The sequence below is a fragment of the Reichenbachiella faecimaris genome (assembly GCF_900176375.1).
GTDB classification, from domain to species: Bacteria; Bacteroidota; Bacteroidia; order Cytophagales; family Cyclobacteriaceae; genus Reichenbachiella; species Reichenbachiella faecimaris.
In genome coordinates, this window is sequence record NZ_FWYF01000003.1 from 388,444 (window position 1) to 412,985 (window position 24,542).

The window sequence follows — 24,542 nt, forward strand, 5'->3', positions numbered from 1 at the left end:
TTAATTATCCGCTGGCACAGGTACTTCCTTGCTATTTTTAAAGGTAGAAAGTATCACCATAGACTGCAAGCTATCAACGATATCAATGTCACTTACTTTCTCAAGCATGAGTTGCTGATAGGAGGCAATGTCCTTAGCCACAATTCTCAGTATAAAGTCACCCGACCCTGTGATGTGATGGCATTCAATGATTTCTTCAATATCAGAGATTCTACTGAGAAAGGTCTCGATATTAGGTTTGTTGTGTCCCTTGAGAGAGACTTGAACAAATGTATTAACACCCAACCCTAACATGGCAGAGTCCAGCTCTGCATGATAGCTCTTAATAATCCCTGAATTTTCGAGTTTTTTCACCCGTTCCAAAGTAGGAGCAGGAGACAATCCGATCTCCTCGGATAGCTTAGCATTGGTAATTTTACCATTAGCCTGTAAAATCTTTAAGATTTTTCGGTCTGTTTTGTCAATTTTCGTGTTGCCGATCATTAGCATTTGCAAAATATTCTTCGGTTCAAAATTAGTAAGATTAGAATTTATTCTATATCAATAATGAAATATTATTATTTCAATAGAATGTTTTTAATTTGAGTTAACGGGTGTTTGGTTGACTTTGTGAGAACAAGCCTAATGAGAAGCTACCTTATGAAAATTTGACCCTTAATGCATAAATGCCCATTCAAGACATTTGTAATTAATTTCAGGCTTTTTTTATTGTAATGTCGGGAAGAGGTCAGCGTTTCTGTCTTATGGTATGGTCTGAACAAGTCATATCTTCACGAATCGCTGCGTAGATTCAGTTTGGTCATAAACCACTTTGATAAAATACATGCCTTGTTTATAAGAAAAGACATCAATAAAAAAACTATTGAGTCCATCATTTGTACTGGTGTAAATGTCCTGATATAAGACCGCTCCAGTTGCATCCAGCAGAAAAATTTGTACAGGAGCTTTTGTAGGTAAAATCATGTTGAGTCGGATCTGTGTATCCTGACTACTTACAGGATTTGGGTATGAGTTTTCAACTATTACTTTTTGGTCAAAGTCTATACATCCTTCGTTGTTGACCAAATTGATATCCTCATAATTCTCATCCAAGTCAATAAGGGTAATACAAGTATATCCAATATTATTACTCTCATTAGAGAATGAGAAATTCAATGGAAATGTTACTGTTTGATTCTTGTACAACGTACCATTATACTTCTCGAAAACTGACGAATTATGATCAAGATCAATTCTAATATCAAAATTTCTAATGGCTACGTTGCCATTATTTCTTACTGTCAGGGATAGGTTCGTTCTGTCGTCGGATGCTTCTTTACTAATCTGAACCAACTCCAAATCTTTCACAGGCTCGGCAACCGTGACAGCCAGCGTAGCACTATCACTACAGCCCAATTCATTAATTGAAACGAGTGCTACTTCATAATCCCCTAATTCAGTGTAGGTAAACTGGGGGTTGGTTTCTGTACTTGTAGATTGGTCAGTATCGTTAAAATCCCACAGATAGCTTTCGGCTTCAGCGGATTCATTGGTGAAGCTTATGGTCAACGGCGCAGGGCCAATGTCTCTATTTGCATCAAATGCAGCAACTGGTGCAGCGTGGATGGTAATGGTCTGTTGATTGACGCTTTCACAGCCAATGTCATCAGTGATCGTTAGAGTTACTTCATAATCGCCAGCTTGGTTGAAATGAAATTCTTCATTATCTCCAGTACCAGTTCCCATCTCATCGAATTGCCAGCTGTACGCTTCAATGGACGTGGAAGTAGAAGTGGAGGCGTCAGTGAATACAGTGTTTTCGTTATCACACGTGTTGTCAGAAGTAAAATTGGCGATTGGTAATTCATGAATCGTAAATTCCTTAGACACAGTGCTCACACATAGGTTATTAGGCGTTACAATAAGTGTAGCAGTATAGGTTCCAGTGTTGTTAAAAATTTGAGAGGGGTTTTCGGTATTCGGTTTTATGTCTCCATTGATATCCCAATACCAGGTATTAATAGGGTTTTCATCTTCGGTCTGGCTTTGGTCAATAAATTGTGTGCTGGCATCCAGACATCCTATATCTACACTAAAATCAGCCGTTGGGGTACTCTGTACGCTTACATTTTGAGTGATCTCATCTATGCATCCGAAGGTGCTCTCCACAGTCAAAGTGACAGGATGAATACCCTGTGTATCAAAGGCAAATGAAGGATCTTGTGCTGTGGAGTTGCCAAGCCCATCAAAGTCCCAGGTGTAGGATTCAATATTAGCGTCATTGATGGTTGATTGGTCTTCGAATGCCACTTCTTGCCCCTCACATCCTACGCCCATGTCAAAACTGGCCACAGGTTTGTCATTTATTGTCAGAGGAAGGGTCAATACATTATTGCAGCCGCCACTATTGGTTACAGTCAGTGTCACGCTATAATCACCAGCATCCGCGTATGCATGTGTTGGAGAAGAACTGGTAGAAGTTTCAGTATCTCCAAATTGCCAGGTTTGTCCTGTAATAAGATTGCCTTCAGTCAGATTAGTAAACTGAGTATCATCACCCAAGCATCTGTCTGAAACAGAGAAGTCAACTGCGGGTCCTGCAATCAGGTCAAGGTCAGGTTCAGCACTTGGTGTAGTGCATCCAGGAATACTTGCAGTCAGTGTCACGGTCTTTACACTTTCTGTATCAAAGTTGTATGCACCATTTCGTTCAGTGCTTGTGCCTTCACCATTATAATCCCACTCATAGGTCAAAGTAGCTCCATTATAATCTGATTCATCAAAGAGATTGGTAAAGGTGATATCTGCTCCTGTACAATAGGGTGAACCTGAGGTGAAAAAGGTGGGAGTGACGGGTTCTGGGAAGATTGAGATGGTGTCCTTCACAAAGTTATAACAAGTTCCGTCGTAGACAGTAAGATGAACTATACTATCTCCTGTTTGCGAAAAAGTATGTGATGGACTTATGTCAGTACTGCCTATGGTAGTTCCATCATCAAAACTCCATTCGTAGGATATCAGCCCCGTATTGCTTGGGGTGAAGGTGTTGGGTTGAGAGATGCATTCGTTTGCATTGTCAGAGAAAGAGATGGATGGGGAGATGTCAGCAGAGACAACAATAGATTGTGTGAAGTAATCAATATTGCCAACATTATTGGTAGTCCTTAGTGTGATAGTATGGCTTCCTTCTTGATTGTACCGGATATTAGCTGGAATTTTATCATTGCTTGTCTTAGTTGATGCCCCGCAAGTAGATGAAAAGTCAATTCTTGTTAGATTTCGTGGAGAACTACTTTTGATTCCAAAACCGTGATATTCGTCTCCATCAAAGTAGAGGTCAAAACCAAATGTATTCGAAAATAAAGATTGATCCCCTAAATCTTCAACTGACATATTGAGTGATGATAGATTTTCGCCAAGTGAAAATCTGAAGATGACGCCAGATCTGGTGGCTATTAAACCTTCGAATTCGTTTGAATCATTAGTCATTCTCAGTCTCAAGGGTTGACTCATTGCATCACCAGAAAGGGCTATTTCGGATACGTCTGGAGTATTTGATATGCCTGAATTAAAGGTCATTTGATGAATTTTACCTGTTCCTTCTGAAGAAACAATGCCAAACCATGTATCGCAATCTTTATCAAACGAAAAACTTCTGGGTTGACTACTTCCGTTAACTAGAATATCATCTCCTGAAAAAGGGTTGTTCAGTAAACTTGACCCAAAATCCAAGCGGTTTATTGTACTCCCACTTCTGCTGCTCACAAAAAGGTAGTAGTTGTCTTGGTCTTCAATTATTTCAATTTCCGAAGGGGAATTTATTGAAACTCCATCAGGAATACTTATCTGTTCTGAATCATAGTCAGCGGGATTGCTTGAAAGAGATTCTCCCATATTTAATCTAACTATGCTGTTGGAAGAGAAATTGGCCACAAAAGCAATCCATTCATTCCCACTTTTGACTAGTTGGATGTGCTCAGGACCATCCAGTAGATTGTCAATATTTCCTAAATTTTCAACCGATATGGGATCGTTATTTAAGTTGTCACCTAGATAAACTTTAACAATATCATCTGAAATTCTGTTAGCAATGTATATGTAGTAGTTGCCATTATCTTCTACTATAGATAATCCGGTTGGAGTATTTCCGGAAATAGTTGCCACATCTTGAGCTTTTGGGCTATCGTCTTTTAAAGCACCGCCACAAAAGTACCATTTGAATGAAGATGCATCAGTGCTTGTATTTTCAATCTTTAAGGTTTGTTCAAGGCAAGTTGGAGACGGTATAGAAAATGCAGAGGTTGGGCACTGTGCAATACTTCTTAGAGCACAAAAAACAAGGCCAATTATGATTGAATAAACTCTCAAATCTCTAAATTTTGTTGTATACAAAAATATTGTATTAAGTGATGCTTATGAACCAAAACCATGCGAGAATAAGCGTTTGTTATAATGATTTCAATATTTTTCGATAAACACCTTCAATTAATCGAAAATCTCTATGAGTAGCGCATATTTTTTTTGTGACTACGCTTAATTCTGTTGGATGTTTTTTCCTTTTATTGATGAGTCGTCTTAGTTCTTCTAAATTGACTTCATTTTGATTATTTAATATTACACCGACGTTATTGTCCTCAATTAGTTTAGAATCATCCCCAATTTGGGGTGTAGAGAGTATTGGAAGACCATTCGCCCAATATTCTCCATTTTTAATAGGAGAAAAAGCATGAGAAAAAGAAGTGGGTCGATGTAAAGAAAATGCGAAATCGGCAGCGCTCAAATAATTGGAAACTTGGTTATGAGGCACAAATTTTATTAATACCGAATCTTCTTGAATTCCAACTTTATTAAGCTGAGATATAATCGAGTGTTTATTTTCTGATGTGAGAATGATAAGAAAGAAATTAGGAATGTTCGAGAACATTTTTTTAAATATTAGATAAGCATCGCTATCTAGATACAAACCTCCAAATTTACCGCTATAAACCCCCACTGTATGTTTTGGAAGAAGGTTCAAATCGACCCTTACCTCATTCCTTGCTGAGGAGGAGTATTCGAACTTAGAAACCTGAACAGCACATGGCATTACAAAAATTCGCTCCTCCTTAATGTGACTTTCAAGAAGATTTAATTTTTCCTGATATGATACAGGCATTAGAAATAGTGCTGTTTTTTTTTGTTTAAGCTCGAGATATTTTTGGATTAGATAACTTAATCCATACTTATTCCAAATGGAAAGTGATCTCATATAATCTGCATGAGGTTCGAAGGACTCAACAGTAAATGGTTTCCGTGTTAATTTGCTTGCGAGATAGCCAATTCCTCCTGCTAAAGAGCTTCTACATATGACAAGTTGGATCTTGTGTTTTTTTGTAAGCTTGTAGATTAATATTGGGAGTGAAAGAAAGTCATAAAATTTTTGAAAAACTCGCAGTTGATGGATGGAATTAAATGGCACATGTTCAATTTTAGAATTTACTGGGATATTAAATTTGACATCTCTGTTTCTTTCAATCGACACATAAATGATCTTGTGCACCTTGTTTATCTTGGATAAAATCTCTAAATGTGGGTTGATTGTTGCCTGACTTAAGCCTTCATTGGCACCCCAGTATCCAAGGAATAATATCTTCATGCTAAAAGTTGTAGTTAAACTTTTCTAAATCTTTTTTAAATGTATCTTCAATTTTATTTTTTGTGTAATCGTCGTAATACTCACGATAGTTCTTATTCCTTTTACTTGTATTGACAATTGGTATTTTTTCATCAATTTGAAGCTTATCACAGATTTTATTAAAATCTTCTTGCAAATTTTCGTAGCGTCCTATGAAATCTACCATTAATTCTCCTTGATTATTAGAAAGAAAGTCAAATTGCGAGGAACGGGCTTTTTTTATGTTTTCAGGATCAGTTGCCCAATCAATGTATTCTCTAAAGCTAAACTTTTGAAAAGTTTTAAAAAAAAAGGCATTACGATTTTGTTTATGATAATTGAATTGTGAAACATGCCAATCCCATGGATTTCTAACAAAAGCTATTTTTAAAAAAGTATCAAACGTATTTTTATTTTTTAATTTTTTGTACAGATCTATTGGCGATATATGCAAAGGGTAAAGGCCAATTGCCGGGATCTCACCTAAATAATCGATCATATAATTATATATGCGCTCGTTCGGGTAGTTCGAATATTTTCGTAATGCTTTGGTAATGCTCGAACCTGCAACTTTTGGGGTATGGAAAAAGATAAATCTATATTTCTTTGAAAAGAGCATAAAGTCAGTTTTTTCTAAAATAGAATTGAATTGTTTGTCTAAGAATTAAAATATTAGTTTTTCGAATCGCGGATTTAAATAGAATAGAACAAACTCTTTTTTTGAAATATTTTAATTCTTTAGTGGTTAGATTCATAGACTTTAATAAACTGTAAATCTTAAAGTAGCCATCAGCTAATCCTTCGAGGTTTCCCATAGCAGAATTATTTCCCGTTCTGTATAAATAGGTTTTATGGGGTATACTCATATATTGTCCCCCTCCTTTGCAAATCTCGATATAGAAAAATAAATCTTCACCATGGGATAGATCTTCTCTTAACTGGTAAGTAGTATTTTTCTCTTTCTTTATCATCCAAGTAGGACCAAAAAAATAGGATTCTTCTAGGCGGATCAATGAATTATAGGGACTTCCGGCAACTGAGTGCTTTTTTTCCCATAATTCTTTGGACATTGTACTATTCATTAAAGATATTGTTCCATCAACAAAACTCACTTGTGGGTTTTCTTGAAACGCCGTAACTCTGACTGATACACTTTCTGGAGTTAATTTATCATCAGCATCTAGAAAACAGAAATAATGTCCTTTCATATTTTGCAGAGCTTTGTTTCTCGCAGCGCTTACACCTTTGTTGTTCTGATGATAAATTTTTATTCTTGGTTCATCGGAATATTTTGAAAGGATAAGAGGTGTATTGTCTTGACTTCCATCATTAATAATTATTAGTTCCCAATTATTATATGTCTGACACAAAACTGACTGGATCGCCTGGTCAATATATAATTCAGCATTATATGCAGCCATTATGATAGAAACTAAATTATCCATGTAGACTTTGATTAATCAAATCCTCTATTCTCTTAATTTGATTCTCATAACTATTAGATACGGCATATTCAATTCGTTTTTTTTGCATTTTGTTTGATGACCAATAAGCCAGATTATTAATTGTTTCTTGTAGTTTGATGGGCCATTCTGATTGAACATTACTCATATTGATGAAGGGGAATGATTCATAGGTGCTTGTAAATGAGGCTACAATAGGTTTGCCTGTACCAAGGTATTCCATCATTTTGTGCGGATTACTTAATTGCTCTTCGTAACGGTCGGAATTGTAGCAAAGAATTAACAGATCCATTTCTTGATAAAAATCTGCTAACTCTTGTTTGGACAGAGAGCCAACATGGCTCATGTTAGGTAGCTGAAATTTAGAAGGGTCATGATTGGGGCCAGCAAATAAAAATTGATGTTCTGGTAATTGACGGATAGTTTTCAATAATGTATTCCAGTCCAAATATTTAAGGTTTAAGTTTCCAGCATATCCAATTTTAAGCTTATTACTGCTTAGTGGTTTTTCTGTATGAAGTTTAATAAAAGTACCAAAACCGTGATTGATAAAATGGCTGTTCAAATTGAATTTTTTTAACCTATTTCCAATGGGGTTTGAGCAATAAAAGCATATGTCAGCTGTTTTTGTAGCTTTTTCAGTTTCAAAATCTTGATTGAGATCGACGATATGAGATATGTTTATAGACTGTTTTAAAGGTGTGAAATCAAAAAATACAGAGTTGTCAAATGACCAGATGATGTCAAATTGAGTTTTACAAAATGCCTCAATTTTATCCAATTTTTTTTTTATCAAATATTGTGAGATGCGCCGTGGAAATTTCCTGAGTCCGGCTGTAAATTTTGTATAGTCAAGTACCTTAAGATTAGGATAAATAGTATTTGAGATTTTCCAGATTTTCCCTGGAGGGTTGACAAAAAATATTTTTGCACCAGCTTGACTCATGGAATAAGCATAATGATGTTTAGAAACCCAAGGATGATCCCAGGGTTCAGGAGAAATAAGTAGAATATTTTGATTTTTTAGTTTCATTCACGTTAATCTCTTCTAACATTATTCATCTGTTGTACGCTGTAGTTTTCACAGTTTAAGAAAAGGGATTGGTATCTTGGGTTGAGAATATTACCAACTACTGCGTCGATTGATAAATGATCGTCATAGAACTGTATCACGTTAGTGTGCATTTCTCTGATTCTATCATCGGGCAGTGATAACACATACTTTATTTTTTCTTTCAGATCAGTTTCACCATCGAAAATAACAGAATTGGAATCGTCAAGCGGAGTGTCAAATATTTCCGGAAATTCAATAATAGGTATACAACCAACGGACATAGCTTCAACAATAAAATGTGTTTGAGGCATTACAACCCCTGGAGGGCCTAATATGAATTGGCAATTCGCTAGTGCCTCAAGAAGCATTTCAGGTCTTATATTTAATTCTTTACGGTCAAAAATTACAATCTCTGCTTTCATGTTTAGCATTTCAATATCCGAACCAGGAGGTTTTGCTATTGAATCTGCAAAGTTCCTTGTAATTATATCAATAATTTGATTTCTATCTAAAATATTAAAACACTCTAGAATAGTAGGCGTATTATGTCCTTTGTTAATATTCCCAACATAGAATATTTTTATATTCCGTTTTTCTTGTGTGGACAAAGCTTTACTTTTCTTATAGTATCCAAGTTTGTACATGGTATCTACCATTGGCATCGGAATTTTGAAAGCATCAGAGGAAATTTGTGGTTGGAAGTAATCGGTAAAAAGATGTTTCGTGTTTTTTCTTTTTTTAAGCTTGGAAGAGATACATAATTCAAAGTGTGTAGTAGATTGAAATTTCACATCTGGCAGTTGATCGGCTAACGCCAAAGTTGCCCAATTGGACATGAATTTTAATTTAGGCATGATGATAATTTGAAACCCTTTGTTTTCAAAAAAATGGCATAAAATAAGTAGATAACGATGCCAATAGTTGTCTTCTAGTTCGAAGAAAATTACAGGTTTGGTAGGTTTTGTTTTCCTTAGTTTTTTGTAATGAACAAAAAGGAATAGTACTAAATTTCGTATCCTACCTAGTATTTCTCTTGCTGATATTTTATTTTCTAAATCCAAGGTGCCTTAATACATGATAAGTTAAATCTTTGTAGTATCCAACTCCCTGAAATGGTTGTCGAATGATTCTCTTTATTGCTCTTGTGTATCCACGTCTAACTTCACCAAACCAGAAATCTCTGAATTCGGGCTTGATCCAAGTATTTTCCCATAAATGGATTGCTATACTATCTGGATGAATATATTTTTTGTAGTTTTCCCCGTGAAAGGCATGGGATAAAGTGTAATTATAAAAAAATTCTTTCGGGTAAAAGGCTACATCGTTTTCTACGGAGTTAAAGTTGGCATGTAAATTTTGACTTTTAAAATAGTTTGTTGCAATGGCAGTACTTGGAATATCTTGAAATTTATCCAGATCTTCATACACCTTCATAATTTGGAGTATATGGGGATTATTGGTTTCACAACCAATAATCCCCATCCCTACCTCTTCTTCTTTGATCATGCCTAAAAAAAAAGTATGATCTAATAAACGGTTGAAAGATTGTAGGGCCATAAAGTCTAGGTCCAAAAATATTCCACCATGCTTGGAGAGAGCATAGAGTCTCGTATGATCAATGAGATAGCCGAACCTTTTTTTTTTGTAAGCACCTTTCATGAACGGGAGATCCATCTTAGAATTGGTTTCATCCCATTTCATAATTTCGTATTCTGGCATTATAGTCTTCCAGCTCTCAATACATCTTTTATTGAGTTCAGATAATTCGTTTGGGCCGTACCAGCAATAATGTAATATTTTAGGAATCATAAGCTGATGAAACTTTTAGTAACCTCCAAGAAAGGAAATGAGCTAATCTTCTGTTTAGTCTACTCAATGTATGAATAATTGTTATTTTTCTTTTTACAAAGGTATAGCTTTCTAGGGCTGAAAATACCATTTCAAGATCTTGGTCTTTTGTCCTTAAAAGCTCTTGATCTAATAACATTCTGAAATGAGAGCAGCACCCAGCTACAAACTGATTTTCGGAAATGAGTTTTTCTTTTTTGAGTTTATCCAGCATTCTAACGACACTTAAAGTAGTATTCAATAATTTGTCCTCATAGGTGGATTGTCCTTCATGAATTCTGTATTTGAATAAATTCAGTTCAGGTGTGGAAACTATTCGAACATTAAGCTGGCAGATTCTAATCCACAGTTCGTAGTCCGCCACAATACCTAAGGAAGGATCTGAGTCAAACCCTCCTATTTTCCTTAGGAGGTTGGTTCGTAACATTACTGAAGGAATAGAAATTATGTTTTTGAGTACTAAGGATGAAGTTAAATTATGTCCTAGATCATCTATCTTAGGAATAGTAATAGGCCGCTCTATCAGATCAAAATAGTAGCCACCTGAAAATGTTAATCCAATATCAGAATTTTCAAGTAATTGTACCTGCTCATTTAGTTTATTAGGAAGCCAGCAGTCATCAGCATCTATGAAGGTCAAGTATACACCTTTAGATGCGGAAATTGCTTTGTTTCTGGCCGCACCCATACCAGAGTTGCATTGACTTATTAAGATAATCCGGTCGTCTTCAAATTTTTTAACTACGGCTTCGGTATTATCTGAAGAGCCGTCGTCAACTATTATATGCTCCCAGGCTGAATAAGTTTGTGAAAGTACAGAATTGATGGTTTCATGTATGTACTTTCCTGCATTATAAGCTGGTGTAATAATTGAAACTAGTGGTCTATCATTCATTATGTCCTATAATATTTTTAATAATACCGAAATACGTGCTCCCTATTGTTTTTGGGCCAAATTTCAAACGGATTTCTTTGGCTATGTCATTCCTTTTTGATTGCAGGGCTGTTACCTTGTCAAGTGCAAGAAATAATTCTTCCTCAAAACTATCATGTTCAACAAGTACACCGTTTTTTTCATTTACATATTCTGAAATACCTCCTACTTTAGAAGCGATTACTGGGCATCCATATGACAATGCTTCAGCACAAACAACTGAGAATGTTTCGTACGAAGAAGAGTGAATAAAAGCACTAGAGTTGGCAAAATATTTTTTGGCTACAGTAGAATTAATTACACCAATAAAACTAATGTTTTTTTCAAGCCTGTTTTTTTTTATAAAATCGATAATCAGGTTTTTCTGTGGCCCATACCCGGCTATGGTCAGCTTCGCATTAGGGTATTTAACAAGAAATAATTTGAATCCTTTAAGAGCAAGAATGGGATCTTTGGGGTATTTCCACTGGCTCATCATGAAAAATGTTTTTGTATCAATTGAGCTATCAATTGGAAATGATTCATCGAATTCTACAACATTTGGTAAAATGTAGTGAGGAAAATTTGCCTTTAGGCTAAAGTTGTAGATGTCCTTATACAAGGACTTACTTACTACCGCAATTGGAATATTATTTTTAAATATTCTTCTTATGCGGCTTGTCTTATTTGCTTTTTTTATACCAAAATTATTTCTGTATTCGCTCCAATGTTCATTTATAAGCATTGGTTTTCTAACTATTAATTTTACCCAATGGATATACGTACAAATAGGGTAGGCAATATGGAAATTTATTAATGAGTAATTTGAAATTTTTAGTCGAGCAAAAGTGTAAAGTAAAAGTAACGCATACATCAACTCCCATATTCGAAATATTTTGAAAGGCAGCCAGAAGTGAATATAATTATTTTCAGAACAGGACCAATTTTGCTCTAGCTTTAGGCGGCCTTTTCGAATATCGATATGGACTACATGATTGTTGCAATACGGTGAAATAGTATCTATGTGCCTCTTAACCCAAAGTGCTTCATAGGGATTACTTTTGTGAGGGTACCAGTTGGTGATATGCAGGATATTTATCTTCTTCATTTATTCTATTAGCAAGCGATATTATGATAAATTTTATTAAAAACCGTATAAAAAGCTCAGAGAGGCTCTTAAAGATCTATCAGAATCTGATCGGGTATTATCCAGATAATGATCAATGGTGTAGAATAGTGATGAATAGAGAAACTAAAAACATGGTTCAAAACCTGGATTATAATACTTTTTCTGCTCTCGAGATTTCAGGGACAGATTGGAGTACTTTTGGTTTTTCCGAATATCAAAATGTTTCATATCCTAATTTTGATATTTGCTTTGAGACTTTAGAAGAGCAATTTGACATCATAATTGCTGAACAGGTTTTTGAACATCTAAAATATCCTTACAAAGCAGGTCTTAATGCATTTAAAATGTTAAAGGCAGATGGTTTTTTGTTAATTACAACTCCTTTTTTGTTGAAAATACATCCTTCTCCTGTAGATTGCACTCGCTGGACTCCAGAAGGGATGCTTTATTTTTTGGAAGAGTGCGGTTTTTCAAAAGATAAAATACAAACCTTTGGGTGGGGTAATAGGGAATGCGTTGTTGCAAATTTCAAAGAATGGTTTCCTTACAATGAGAAAAGACACTCTTTGAGAAATGAGCCTCAGTTCCCAATAGTAGTTTGGGCACTAGCTAAGAAATGATGATTTCTTAAATATTTTATATATCACTGCGTTGATTAACATTTTAAACGCACTTTTAACTCCAATTATTCCGCTTTTATAAAGTGCAATTTCTGAATTTCGATATTCAAACAATTCGGGGTGAACTAGGTTTGTTGGTAAATTGGTCGATAGCCCAGAGGTTGTTGTTCGCTTGAAGATCAAAACATTTTGGCGGTACCACCAATGAATTTTCTTATTTGTCCAAAAAACTTTTTTTATGCTGTCGTCTACTTCAAAACCTCGTTGAAAAAATTTGTTAATCCAGTAGTCTGGCCATTGTTCGTTGATATGCATTTGTCCTCCTTGTCCAGGTATAGCGGCAGAGAAGAGAATGAGATCACTAGCATTACACAAGTTATCAATAAAAGTGTCAGAGCAGGATTCTTCTATGTGTTCGCCGACTTCAAGTGAAATAGCAAGGTCGTATTTTTTATCTAGTTCTACATTTGTTGACAAATCTATCTTTTGATATTCTGATTCTTCAATTGAAAAGCAACTCTGATTAAAAATAGAGCTATCTACTCCCAGTATTGACTTGACACCTTTAGATTTAAAAACACTCAGCCAACTACCAGTTCCACATCCAATGTCTATAACCGATTTAGGCTTGAATCGGTCAATAACATAGGGAACTATCTGGCTTGCAGAAGAGTTATTGTAAGCCCAATTATCATATATGAAATTCGGATTATCTACCGTCATTTTGATCCTGTTGGTCTGTTAAATTTTATATGTTTCGCAGGCACGCCAGCTACTACTTCGTAGGGTAAAACATCTTTTAGTACAACAGAGTTAGCACCTATAATAGCATTATCTCCAATGCTAACACCTAAGTTTATAAATGATTTGTCTCCGATCCAAACGTGGTTTCCTATGGTAGTATTCTTCTCAATTATTTTAATTTCCGAATTAGTGCGGGAAGTCGTTGGCTGATCTAAGCTGTGAGTCTTTGATGTGATATGAACATATCTCCCGATAGCGCAATGACTGCCTATTTTAACTGTCGATGATGACCCTGAATCTATTCGAGAGCCCTCATTGATGTATGTTTTTTCAGCGATTATGATATTGCCTTCAAATGAAACATTCCAAAATTGAACACTTGGATGAATATCAAATGCTCGGTAAATATTCTCATTAGTATATTGCCTATGAATAGAAAGCAATTTATTAACAATGCGATATAGAAGCCATTTAAAACCTTTTTTCATGTGAAAAATTTCCTTAAACAATAAATTAAAGTACGGTAATTTTTACCTAATAGTGGCTTCTTATATATAGCTTTTATTGATTCAATGATTGCTTTATCCTTCAAATTCCAGTACATATAATAGGCAGCGGCCTCTCTATTTATGAGTGATGGATCAAGATGATAGTGGTTTGTAATTTTTTGGAATTTTGCATTTAATTCGTAGAGATTATTTTCCATTAGGTCGTCAATACCTTTCTGATTCCTTTGATGGGTTAAGTGTAAAACTATTTTATATAGATTTCTATTTTTAATTGTTATTTTCTTCCTACATAAGGAATTAGGAAGTATTCTATAGTAATAAAGGTATTCTCTTAGATTATAAGCCTTGGAAATACTTAATATTCTGTAAACAAAATCAATGTCTTCATAGTTGTTTTCGAAGTAGGCTCTGTAAATCCTAAGTTTAGGATCTATGAGTCTTGTCCTAACTACAGCAGTAGGACCGTGGATTTGACTATGCTTATCGATATTTTCCCGAATTTCTTGATCAGTTTGATTCATCAACACTTTATCAAACTCTTCCCCTTTTTCTGTAATAGTCTTGAACCCAGTACCACAAACTCCGTATTCTGGGTTTGATTTCAAAAAGTCAATTTGTTTTTTGAACCTTTCTCTATTTGAAAAATCATCCGCATCATGAATGGTGAGAAATTCACCTTTGACCATGCCAAATAGTCGATTTACCGTCTCTGTTTTGCCAATATTTTTATTGTTGTGGCTTACAACAATTCTGGGATCATCATAAGATTCAATAATTGAACGGGTTTGATCCGAAGATCCATCATCAGATACAATTAGTTCAAAATTTTGAAAACTCTGATCAAGAATAGAGTCAATAGCCTCACGAATATAATGCTGAGCATTATACGCGGGTAAAATAACGGATAATACTGGACGGTTCGAAAAGCTTAGCGCTGTAGTATCCATTTCAGAAATATTTTAAAAATGGACTTATATAGAGGGATGAAAAATGGATAACGTTTTATTGCGATTAGATTTATTTTAAGTGCCTCCTGATACATCTTAATCGAAACTAGAAAATATATTATCTCTATTTCATATTGGTAAGGGTTTGTTGTTAGGTTTTTAATTATTTCATTTTCGCTATCATTAATTTTTTTTACTGCGCCCAGTTCCAAATCATCTTTAATTCCTGAGCGCCGTTGACTTGCAAAATGAAAGGCCATCCATTTATAGACCAAATTTTTTGGGTTTTGGTAGGATTTACTCACCGAGCCAAACACATTTCTATAAAAGTAAAGACTTTCATCAACGTTAGTATATTCACCTTTATCTAATAATCTAAGCCCAAGGTCATAGTCCATGTTGTTTTTGAAATAGTCTCTGAAGATTGGTTCGTTTTCTATGTACGGTTTTTTAACAATAATGGTAGCATCTCCATACCTTGGAAAGTCATCCTGCTCATATTTTTTTTTATCAATTATAATATTTAGTCTTTTGCCACCCTCAGAGATGTATTCGATGTTGCAGCCACAAAATATGGCACTACTTGACTCAAGCTGGTTAATTTGTTTTTCAAACCTTAAAGGGTCTGAAATGTCATCTGCGTCATGAATTGTAATGTATTGTCCTTTAGCGAAACCAAAAAGCTTGTTCACAGTTTTTGGCTTTTTTAGGTTTGTCTTATTGCTGTAAATTTTTATGCGTGGGTCACGAAACGACTCTAGTATAGAGAGAGAATTGTCTTGTGAATTGTCATCGCAAACTAGCAGCTCCCAGTTTGTATAGGATTGACATAAAATGCTTTCAATGGCCTGCTGAACATAATTTCCTGCATTATAAACAGGCATTAGAATGGAGAGATTACACATGACTTTCTATTATATAAAATAGACTCTCTGCACCTTCATTTACTGGAATTTTGTACTTTATACTGTAACCCACTGAAGAAAGCAAGGTGTCAATTTGTTCAAATTGATCATTAGAAAAATTCCTTTCAACAAGGATTACGGTTGGTTTGTACTTTTTCCAATCATTTGATTTTAACACCTCGAAATCATAGCCTTCGCAGTCGCAAGTTAAAAAATCTATAGTTTGATCTTTAGGTAAATAGGTATCTAAGACTTTGCTCAGGGGCCAAACAGATATTTTTTTTGGATTTAAAAGTGGTGAACTAAAGGAGGTGGCAATTTTTTCACTAAACGTATTGTTGGTTGGATGAATAGGGTCTTCATAATAGTTCATTTCCGTTTGTTCAACGCCAATCCCTAATTCCAGATTTTTATCACGAGGGCGGTACTTATCAAAAATTAATTTTGAATTTGGCCTGGGTTCTATATTAATTCCACTCCAGTTGTTCAGGTAAAAATGTTGTGTGTTGGAAGCGGTAAACGGATGAAAGGCTCCAATGTCAATGTAAAAACCATTTTTCTTTTCAAGAAATATCCTCCTTAAAATTATGTCTTCACCGGCTTGAGAGAAGTAAAAATCAGCCTGATATTTATTAAAAAAGGCTTTTGAAATTATGTTTTTTATTCTTTTTAAGAAAGACATATTATTTTCTTTCAATATAAGTTGCGATTATTTCATACGCTTGAGATATAGGAGCACTTGAAAAATTTGAAGTAGTGCTTATCCAACCATAGGTGTCAGTCTTATTGGGTAATAAATTTAACTCCCTTGCCCAAGAGTCCAATATTTCTGATTCGTCTGTTCTGTGTACATCATCTAAGAATATAGTAAACGTATCGGATAAATTATTTTGTACAAGTGGAATTGCTGGCTCTCTTGCATTTTTGCAAATATTTCCAACTGGGCCATCGACAATAACCAAATCAAATTTGTAATCGGTGAGCTTTTCTAATTCCTGACCACTATACCATTTTCTATTGGAAGACTCAAGGTTATCTACTGGGGCATATAAAATATCTACATAATGGGCGAGGTTTTCATTGGCCAATTGTTTGTTTAAAATAGTTATCCAATCCTTGTTTGAATCGATACTTACAAATTTTAAATCTAGGTTATGGGTTTTTATCAGCCTACAAATCATTATCGTTGATGAACCGCTTCCAAATTCTAAGATACAGGTCCTATTATTTATAATTATATCATTTAAAATGTGCTGAAGTAGTACAGGCCTCATACTTCTGTCAGTAATTGGAATAAAAATATCTGTTGGACATAAAATATTTAGAAATTGTTGAGCCTGCATATCATAGAGTTGGTTTTTGAACTCTGTTCTTATGTGCTTATTAAAGATTCTTCCGAGACGAGCAATTAGCTTTTTGGTCTTTTTGATCAGCATACTATAGTTTTATTATTTTATCGCAATACTTCAGAGTACTTTCTCTATGGGCTATAATAACCATAGTCAATGATTCATCTTGAATAGCTTTAATAGCTTCAGTAATCTCGTTCTCGGTTTCAGTGTCTAAAGCAGAAGTTGCCTCGTCAAAGCATAATAAGTCTGCACCATGATATAGCGCACGAGCAATTCCGATACGTTGTCGTTGACCACCTGATATTTTGGCACCTCTTTCACCAATGTTGCTATGTTTGCCATTAGGTAGATCATGTACAAATTCTAAAAGTTGGGCCTTTTTTATTACTTCATCAAATTTATTATGATTTACCTTCTCTTTTGATATGCCAAAAGCTACGTTTTCAATTACACTTCCATCAATTAAAAACACATCCTGTCGGACGTAGCCACATCTTTCTTGCCATTTTGAAATGTTCGTTTCATTCAACTTTTCTCCATCAATTAGTATTTCTCCTGATGTAGGTTCTATAAACCCTAAAAGGAGATTCATCAAAGTTGTTTTTCCTGATCCAGACTTGCCCACTACCCCAATTGCTTCACCTTTTTTAATACTTAACGAAAAATCACTGATGACATTTTTTTGAGATTCTGAATATTTGTAATGTATGTTTTGGAGTTGGATAGAATCTTCAAATTTTAAAGCCTTATTGTTTTCTGATTGAAATTTCTCTTTTTCTAAATATTCTTCCAAAAAATTGAGAATGTACTGTTGATTTTGGATGTTGACAACTGATAACATTAATCTATTGATCGAAGGAATAGTTCGATACGCGGCTAGTCCAAAAACGCTCATTAATATTAATATTTTTTCTGTTCCATGTAGAAAGAACAAACCATAAAGGAGCATAATCATAACGGCAAGAACAACACAAATTTCAATTAGCCGGTTCGGTACATTTTGAATAACTAACAGCTTAATTCTAAGTGATTTGGCAAGTCGAGTTTGAACTATATACTCATTTAGGAAATTTTTGAAAGAACCATTTATTAAGACATCAACATATCCAAAAACAATTTCGAAAATTGGTTTGGCAATTTTTGGACCTAATTCATTGAGGTCTTCACCAAGAGATGAAATTGCAGTTTTGTTTTTTTTGTAGAATACTGTAAATACTGGAATTACTATTCCAATGAGTAAAAGCAAAATTTTTGGATCAAAGGCAAGTAGTGAGGCTAAAATCATAGTTAGCACTATAATTTCATTAGTTACCAGAAATACACTTGCCAACATCTGTTGTGCAAATTGCATCGGAATTGTCTGAATACGATTGAGAATTTTGTTGGAATTATTTCCAGTGAAATATGTAAATCCACGATCAAAAGTATTTTTTAAAATTTTTGAAGAAATTGATTCATGAACTACCCAGCTAAACAATGCTTGTTGCTTTTGTATCCATATCCCAAAACCATTTTTAAAGACTATGAACAAGAAAATAAAAAGGCATAAAACCAGGATGAAACTTTTGTCTGATTCAAATTTAAAAAATGCGTAGAGATGTCCCAGAATGGGATTTGTATGGATAAAATTGTCTTTAAGTATGGCAGCCAACAATGGTAAGAGTGCAGCAAGACCAATTATTTCAAATATAGAATTTGCAAAAATTCCTATTAGGAGCCAAATGGAAGTTTTTCGAAACTTTCTAGGAAGAATATTTTTGATCCTTATTAAGGTATTAACAACAATGTTTTTATTCATGAGTTCTGCCTTAAATCTAGAATTAAGATTAGCAAAGAAGAGTAGAATGGCATTATTGGTATTTTGTATCTCATTAAAGTCCCAAAATTATAAGTACTGACGCCAATAGCAAAAGCAAACAGGAGAGAAAAACTCAGGCAGAATAAAACAAGTGGTAAACTTGAAGATTTTAAAATGTAAGAGAATCGAATAGTGTATATACAATAAATAGTGGCACAAAGGAAGAATAAACTCTCAATAGCTGCCAATAACATTAAAGGGTTTTTTACTTCCCATGGCCAGGGCCTAAATAAGGTAACAATTATTCCTTTGGGTGCTAATGAAATAAAACTCCCAAAGGAACCATCTAATTCTCCAAGAGTATACCCAGAATTGTCACCCTGTCTGGCTCCCCAGCCATATCGAATGTCATATGCAGTAATTTTTGCCGTTTCTGCAATTCGGTCAATAGTATAACGTGAATTTCCTTCTGTGACTTTATTTAATATCAGGTATCCAGCACCTACAAAAATTACTAGAAAAAGTGGGGCAAGGATTATTTTGACAATTGAATTCTTGATCCGGGATAAATTTTGGAGGTATAGATAGGAGATGGTAGATACAAGGAAACAAAGTAAAATATAGATTTTTATTGAGAATATTATCCATCCAAAAAAAAGTAGGAAAACTAAACTAATCAATTGGTTTTGCTTGAAAATAGTAATTTGAAATAAAAAAAAGGTCATCCAGCATAGTGCTCCTAAGGTGACACTATCTTTTAATATTCCTGATCCCCAAAATATTACGGAAGGAATAAAAAGGCACGCCAATGAAAATTTATAGGTTTGTTTTGGGTACAGTTTTTGGAATGCTGAAAACAGTGCCCATAGACCACTAAAAGCGAACGATGCAAAAAATAGGCTTGTAGCTGAATAAGTGGAAAATGTTAGGATGTCGAAAATGGCTATAATTTTTATTAAAAAGTAAGAACTTTCATCTCGATACATCCAAATTCTTGAACTGTAGGTGAAAAATGACCCATCGTATTGTCCTCCACCACTTAGTAGCATTTTTACTCCTATTAATGGATTGTTCATAAATGCTTCCCAAATCCATCGACTCCCGTGAGTATGAAAGGTGAATGTGTCGCCGCCTCCATAATAAAATTGATAAATGAGACCAAGGGCTGTTGCCCCCACAAACTTAACTAACAGCCCAGGTATGAAATAAGGCTTAGTGTCTTGATTAGTGACTAAAGGACGGATTATGTATGCTACTATTAGCAGCAAGAAAAAGTAAATTGGAGTAATTATCAGATCCTGAATTCCCATTAATTCAATTGATATTTTAAAAGAAGGCTGCTATCCAATTGATGACTTATGCATGGAGCATCTTTAGATGGAACGGTTTTGTTGATCATCCAAAAATGTTTGCTTTCATGCAATCTTTCCAGCTCAATATCTGATGCTAATTTTTCTCCTATTTTTTCAAATCCTCTCAAGCCAATAATCTTATATGCACATTCAGGAGCAAGTTCTTTGGCAAGGTCAGAGATTTTGCGTGCTTTCATTTTAGGGATAATTATTTCCCCGCCCTTCATGTTTTTCAGCGTATAGTGTACAGCGTCAGCAGATTGGTCTTCAGTACAAAAAAATCGAGTCATATCAGGATGTGTAATTGGAATAATTCCCGTTTTTGCCAATTCCTTGAACAAAGGTACCACAGATCCTCTGGAGCCCCAGATATTTCCTAGGCGAACGATAGCAAACTTGCTCACTTCATTACTTGCATTTAGAAATAGTTTCTCTGCAGCCTGCTTGGAGTTTCCATAGATGGAAATGGGATCTACCGCTTTATCAGTCGAAGCAAGAACGATTTTTTTGACTTTATTTTCTATAGCAGCATGAATCACATTTTTTGTACCCTCCACATTAGTCTTCAGGCATTCTTCCGGATTTTCTTCGCATATCGGAATATGTTTCATGGCTGCTGCATGAATTACGATATCCGTCTTCTTCATTTTGTCATTGAGTCTTTCTGCATCCCTAATGTCACCAATGACCCAATTCATTCGAGGAAATGAGCCTGAAGGATACTCACGGCGCAAATCATACTGCTTCATCTCATCACGGGAGTAAATAGTTATTTCTTTGATTTTGGGAAACTCGGTTAGTGCTTTTTTGATAAAAGCCTGACCTAGCGTACCTGTACCTCCTGTAATAAATATGGACTGATTATTCAGCATGGTTCGAAGTTAAGCGATTTGATTAAATGAGGATTCTATAATTTCGATGAATTAAGAAAATTGATGGACTGAATTTTAAAAAGATAAACTTAATTAGCTAACAAAAAAGAATGCCAACATCACTAGTCACGGGCGGAGCCGGGTTTATTGGGAGTCACATAGTAGATCAATTATTGACTATCGGTCACAAAGTCATTGTATTTGATGACCTGAGTGGAGGTAGGTTGGAGAATGTCTCCACTGACGCAAAATTTGTAAAAGGGTCAATTTTGGATCATGATTTACTTTCAGAGCTATTTGAAACGCATGAAATTGATTATGTCTATCATTTGGCAGCCTATGCTGCAGAAGGATTGAGTCATTTCATCAAAAGATTCAATTATCAAAACAATCTGACAGGAAGTGTCAATCTGATCAATGAATCAGTAAAACATAATATCAAGTGTTTTGTTTTCACCTCTTCTATTGCAGTTTATGGCAATCAAACGCCTCCCATGTCAGAAAGTATGGTTCCCCAGCCAGAAGATTCCTATGGTATTGCCAAGTATGCAGTAGAGCTAGAATTGAAGGCCAGCAAGGAAATGTTTGGGTTAGACTATGTGATTTGGCGTCCGCACAACGTATATGGTGAACGACAGCATATATCTGATCCTTATCGGAATGTAATAGGTATTTTCATGAATCAATTGCTGCATGGGGAATCTCTTTCCATTTTTGGAGATGGGAGCCAAACTCGAGCCTTTAGCTATGTTGGCGAGATAGTGCCTTTGATTGCCGAAAGTGCTATGAACCAGGAGGTTTATGGAGAAACCTTTAATATTGGTTCAGAAACGGAAATTTCTGTTAAGGCATTAGCCAAACAAGTGATGAAAGCCATGAAATTAGCATCTCATATCAATTATTTGGAAGCAAGAAATGAGGTCAAACATGCTTATGCTAACCATGACAAGGTTAAAAGATACTTTGGAGGTTTGCAGGAAACATCTCTTGAGCTTGGATTACAAAAGATGGCTGATTGGGCAAAAAAATCTTCGCATCAACCATCCAAAAAATTTGAATCTTTAGAGCTGACTAAAAACCTGCCTCCTTTTTGGAAATAGCATAAATTGCTGATTGATTATGAGCAGGCCAAAAAGAATACTCTTCCTTACACCATACCCAATGGATACGGCTGGTTCTCAGCGTTTTCGTTTTGAGCAATATTTGACTTTTCTTGGCGAAAAGGGATTTGAATATGACTGTCAGTCCTTTATTGACGACTCTACTTGGTCAATTCTTTATCAGGAAGGTAAAGTATTAAGGAAGGCATGGGGTATAGCAAGTGGCTTCGTTAGAAGATTATTGCTGTTCACCAGGTTGCATAGGTTTGATTTTGTGTTTGTGCATAGAGAAGCTTCTCCATTAGGGATTCCTTTTATTGAGTGGTTGATTACGAAGGTTTGGAAGAAGAGGTTGATCTATGATTTTGATGACGCCATCTGGCTGCCAAATACTTCTTCAGAAAATGGTTTAGTGGCTTGGTTGAAATTTCCAGAGAAGGTCAAACGAATCATCTCATGGAGTTATAAAGTCAGTGCAGGCAACCAATATTTGAGTGACTTTGCCTCTCAGTTCAACACAGAGGTGATTTGTAATCCTACGACCATTGATACAGCAAATAGACACCTTCCTCAGAGCAAAGAGACAAAAAGGTTGACTATAGGATGGACAGGTACGCACTCTACTTTGAAATATCTTGAAGTATTGAGAGACCCTTTGGATAAGCTTTCCAACATCTATGCATTTGATTTTATTGTTATTGCTGACAAGGAGCCTGATCGGGCATTTCCAAACCAAAGGTTTTTTCCATGGAATAAAGAAACTGAAATAGCAGATTTGAATCAAATAGACATAGGCATTATGCCATTAGTTGATGACAAATGGTCGAGAGGAAAGTGTGGATTTAAAGCCCTGCAATTTATGGCATTAGAAAAACCAGTTTTGGTTTCGCCAGTGGGCGTCAATCGCGAGATGGTAGAACCTCAGTTCAATGGTTACCATTGTGAGTTTATTGATGATTGGATCGAAAAGCTAAAAATATTGATGGAGGATGAATCGCTTAGAAATCAACTGGGAAAAGCAGGGAGACAAAAAGTAATCGAAAGGTATTCTGTTCAGTCAAATTCAAAAAACTTCCTTCAGTTATTTACATGACATTAGAGACTCTTCAAATACTCCTTAGCCAAATCATAGGTGCGTGCCTTCTTGTTAGACAATTTTTTTACTAGTTTAAATTTTTCCTTGGCTTCCTCTTTGTCCCCTCTATCTGCGGCATATCGTCCCAAATTCAACATGGAGTAGAGGTAGTACCCTTTTTCTTGGGCACCTATTTCATTGCCATATTTCACACATAGTTGGTAATATTTCTCAGCTTCTTCAGGTTCATCTCTGTGCGAATTGATCTCGCCCAAAAAGAAAGCAGCATAACGACCACTATTTTGTTCGTAGCCGACATAACTACTATCGATCTTGGAAATGATTGATTTGGCAATGTTTTCAGCTTTGGCGTATCTGCCCGAGGTATATAGCATCCGAGCATAATACCTCTGAAAGTAAGCGTTGTTCGGAAAGGTTTGGTTGAGATACTCAGCTATGAACAGAGCCGATTTTTTGTCATGCTCTTCGTCGGCTAATATTCGCATCAAAAAATATTGCGCTTCTGTCCGGGTGAAAAAAGCGTTGTTTGCCACTTCTCTCAACTGGCTCAAACCCAATGCTTTGTCTCCATCTCTAAAAAACATCATGATGGGTTTTAGGATAGGGTAGTTCTCAGGTATCCAAACCGAGTAGTAATTGTATAAAGCATCACCAAAGAGGATCTCAGGGCCGAATTCTTCATGATCTCTACAGTAATCTAGGTATTTCATGGCGTTTTTGCCTGCAGTAGCAGCTTTGCGCCAGGCGTGTCTTTCAGCATAAAGTCGTCCCTTAAATGCGTAAGCTGCAGATAGGAAAAATCCTCCCTCCACCGTACTTCCATGGTCAAAAATATTTTCAGCTATTAGAATGGTGCTGTCCATATAGACAAGCATGGCGGAGTCATATTGTTCATCTTGGATGTTAGGGACAATGCGCCACCATTGACTTAGGCCCAGCAAGAAGTAAGGCAGTGGATGCCAGCCATACTTGCCTTTGAGCCAGCGGAACTGAGAATCAGCGCGTTTGAACTCAAAGTTGTACATGCTGTTGATGCCGGCAGTACACTCGATTTGAATTTCAGTATCCGTGAGGAGCACAGGAATGCTGTCTGTAGGGTTTGCTTCAGCTCTTGCTGAAAAGAAGAAGGAAAGGACAGCTAAAAAAATGAGTGTTCGCATCAAATATTGCTAAGAAAATTTCTTTGAGCATAAAGCTAATACAAGCTA

The 24,542-nt window shown here is 35.5% G+C and carries 23 protein-coding genes; 3 read left to right on the forward strand and 20 right to left on the reverse strand.

Going from position 1 to position 24,542, the window contains the following annotated elements; translation table 11 throughout:
* The 10 genes from B9A58_RS14300 to B9A58_RS14345 form a co-directional block, all read right to left on the reverse strand.
* On the reverse strand, nucleotides 1-489 hold the full coding sequence (locus B9A58_RS14300; RefSeq protein ID WP_394334429.1) for an Lrp/AsnC family transcriptional regulator: 489 nt from the start codon (nucleotides 487-489) through the stop codon (nucleotides 1-3).
* A gap of 273 nt (nucleotides 490-762) precedes the next feature.
* Nucleotides 763-4,143 (reverse strand): T9SS type A sorting domain-containing protein, encoded by a 3,381-nt coding sequence (locus tag B9A58_RS14305; protein ID WP_139793903.1) that lies wholly within the window; start codon nucleotides 4,141-4,143, stop codon nucleotides 763-765.
* Between the two features lie 283 nt (nucleotides 4,144-4,426).
* Complete coding sequence (locus B9A58_RS14310; protein ID WP_084373556.1) at nucleotides 4,427-5,614, reverse strand: glycosyltransferase family protein; 1,188 nt, start codon at nucleotides 5,612-5,614, stop codon at nucleotides 4,427-4,429.
* Nucleotide 5,615: 1 nt separating this feature from the next.
* Nucleotides 5,616-6,251: a sulfotransferase family 2 domain-containing protein gene (locus tag B9A58_RS14315; protein WP_084373557.1), complete on the reverse strand. Its 636-nt coding sequence runs from the start codon at nucleotides 6,249-6,251 to the stop codon at nucleotides 5,616-5,618.
* A 4-nt stretch (nucleotides 6,252-6,255) separates the two neighbouring features.
* Nucleotides 6,256-7,077, reverse strand: coding sequence for a glycosyltransferase family A protein (locus B9A58_RS14320; protein WP_084373558.1), 822 nt, complete (start codon nucleotides 7,075-7,077; stop codon nucleotides 6,256-6,258).
* Nucleotides 7,070-8,128 (reverse strand): glycosyltransferase family protein, encoded by a 1,059-nt coding sequence (locus B9A58_RS14325; RefSeq protein ID WP_084373559.1) that lies wholly within the window; start codon nucleotides 8,126-8,128, stop codon nucleotides 7,070-7,072. Before B9A58_RS14325 ends, B9A58_RS14320 begins: the two co-directional genes overlap by 8 nt.
* 5 nt (nucleotides 8,129-8,133) lie before the next feature.
* Nucleotides 8,134-9,210, reverse strand: coding sequence for a glycosyltransferase (locus tag B9A58_RS14330; RefSeq protein WP_084373560.1), 1,077 nt, complete (start codon nucleotides 9,208-9,210; stop codon nucleotides 8,134-8,136).
* The gene (locus B9A58_RS14335) at nucleotides 9,194-9,958 is read right to left on the reverse strand and encodes a glycosyltransferase family 32 protein (protein WP_084373561.1); all 765 of its coding nucleotides are present in this window, start codon (nucleotides 9,956-9,958) and stop codon (nucleotides 9,194-9,196) included. The genes B9A58_RS14330 and B9A58_RS14335 overlap by 17 nt, the downstream gene beginning before the upstream one ends.
* Nucleotides 9,948-10,892 carry a glycosyltransferase gene (locus B9A58_RS14340; protein WP_084373562.1) on the reverse strand — a complete coding sequence of 315 codons (945 nt, stop codon included), beginning with the start codon at nucleotides 10,890-10,892 and terminating at the stop codon, nucleotides 9,948-9,950. The genes B9A58_RS14335 and B9A58_RS14340 overlap by 11 nt, the downstream gene beginning before the upstream one ends.
* Nucleotides 10,885-12,018: a glycosyltransferase family 4 protein gene (locus B9A58_RS14345; RefSeq protein ID WP_084373563.1), complete on the reverse strand. Its 1,134-nt coding sequence runs from the start codon at nucleotides 12,016-12,018 to the stop codon at nucleotides 10,885-10,887. Before B9A58_RS14345 ends, B9A58_RS14340 begins: the two co-directional genes overlap by 8 nt.
* A 131-nt stretch (nucleotides 12,019-12,149) precedes the next feature.
* Here B9A58_RS14345 and B9A58_RS14350 point away from each other — a divergent pair, with 131 nt between their 5' ends.
* On the forward strand, nucleotides 12,150-12,659 hold the full coding sequence (locus tag B9A58_RS14350) for a methyltransferase domain-containing protein (protein WP_139793904.1): 510 nt from the start codon (nucleotides 12,150-12,152) through the stop codon (nucleotides 12,657-12,659).
* Here B9A58_RS14350 and B9A58_RS14355 read toward each other — a convergent pair.
* The 9 genes from B9A58_RS14355 to B9A58_RS14395 form a co-directional block, all read right to left on the reverse strand.
* Entirely contained in the window at nucleotides 12,645-13,382 is a 738-nt protein-coding gene (locus B9A58_RS14355; protein WP_084373565.1) for a methyltransferase domain-containing protein, read from the reverse strand. The genes B9A58_RS14350 and B9A58_RS14355 overlap by 15 nt on opposite strands.
* Complete coding sequence (locus B9A58_RS20740) at nucleotides 13,379-13,891, reverse strand: acyltransferase (RefSeq protein WP_084373566.1); 513 nt, start codon at nucleotides 13,889-13,891, stop codon at nucleotides 13,379-13,381. Before B9A58_RS20740 ends, B9A58_RS14355 begins: the two co-directional genes overlap by 4 nt.
* Complete coding sequence (locus B9A58_RS14365; protein ID WP_084373567.1) at nucleotides 13,888-14,859, reverse strand: glycosyltransferase family 2 protein; 972 nt, start codon at nucleotides 14,857-14,859, stop codon at nucleotides 13,888-13,890. Before B9A58_RS14365 ends, B9A58_RS20740 begins: the two co-directional genes overlap by 4 nt.
* The gene (locus tag B9A58_RS14370) at nucleotides 14,841-15,764 is read right to left on the reverse strand and encodes a glycosyltransferase family 2 protein (protein WP_084373568.1); all 924 of its coding nucleotides are present in this window, start codon (nucleotides 15,762-15,764) and stop codon (nucleotides 14,841-14,843) included. The genes B9A58_RS14365 and B9A58_RS14370 overlap by 19 nt, the downstream gene beginning before the upstream one ends.
* Nucleotides 15,757-16,461, reverse strand: a complete 705-nt coding sequence (locus tag B9A58_RS14375; RefSeq protein WP_139793905.1) for an FkbM family methyltransferase — start codon at nucleotides 16,459-16,461, stop codon at nucleotides 15,757-15,759. The genes B9A58_RS14370 and B9A58_RS14375 overlap by 8 nt, the downstream gene beginning before the upstream one ends.
* Nucleotides 16,448-17,200 (reverse strand): class I SAM-dependent methyltransferase, encoded by a 753-nt coding sequence (locus tag B9A58_RS14380; RefSeq protein ID WP_084373570.1) that lies wholly within the window; start codon nucleotides 17,198-17,200, stop codon nucleotides 16,448-16,450. Before B9A58_RS14380 ends, B9A58_RS14375 begins: the two co-directional genes overlap by 14 nt.
* 1 nt (nucleotide 17,201) lies before the next feature.
* The gene (locus tag B9A58_RS14385) at nucleotides 17,202-18,914 is read right to left on the reverse strand and encodes an ABC transporter ATP-binding protein (protein ID WP_084373571.1); all 1,713 of its coding nucleotides are present in this window, start codon (nucleotides 18,912-18,914) and stop codon (nucleotides 17,202-17,204) included.
* Nucleotides 18,911-19,723: a hypothetical protein gene (locus B9A58_RS20220; protein WP_139793906.1), complete on the reverse strand. Its 813-nt coding sequence runs from the start codon at nucleotides 19,721-19,723 to the stop codon at nucleotides 18,911-18,913. The genes B9A58_RS14385 and B9A58_RS20220 overlap by 4 nt, the downstream gene beginning before the upstream one ends.
* A 500-nt stretch (nucleotides 19,724-20,223) precedes the next feature.
* Nucleotides 20,224-21,138 (reverse strand): polysaccharide biosynthesis protein, encoded by a 915-nt coding sequence (locus B9A58_RS14395; protein ID WP_084373573.1) that lies wholly within the window; start codon nucleotides 21,136-21,138, stop codon nucleotides 20,224-20,226.
* 110 nt (nucleotides 21,139-21,248) lie between these two features.
* Here B9A58_RS14395 and B9A58_RS14400 point away from each other — a divergent pair, with 110 nt between their 5' ends.
* Nucleotides 21,249-22,238 carry an NAD-dependent epimerase/dehydratase family protein gene (locus tag B9A58_RS14400; RefSeq protein WP_084373574.1) on the forward strand — a complete coding sequence of 330 codons (990 nt, stop codon included), beginning with the start codon at nucleotides 21,249-21,251 and terminating at the stop codon, nucleotides 22,236-22,238.
* Between the two features lie 19 nt (nucleotides 22,239-22,257).
* The gene (locus B9A58_RS14405; protein WP_084373575.1) at nucleotides 22,258-23,331 is read left to right on the forward strand and encodes a glycosyltransferase family 4 protein; all 1,074 of its coding nucleotides are present in this window, start codon (nucleotides 22,258-22,260) and stop codon (nucleotides 23,329-23,331) included.
* 2 nt (nucleotides 23,332-23,333) lie between these two features.
* On the opposite strand, the gene B9A58_RS14410 is transcribed toward B9A58_RS14405, so the two are convergent.
* Entirely contained in the window at nucleotides 23,334-24,494 is a 1,161-nt protein-coding gene (locus B9A58_RS14410) for a tetratricopeptide repeat protein (protein WP_084373576.1), read from the reverse strand.
* Nucleotides 24,495-24,542 lie beyond the last annotated feature (48 nt).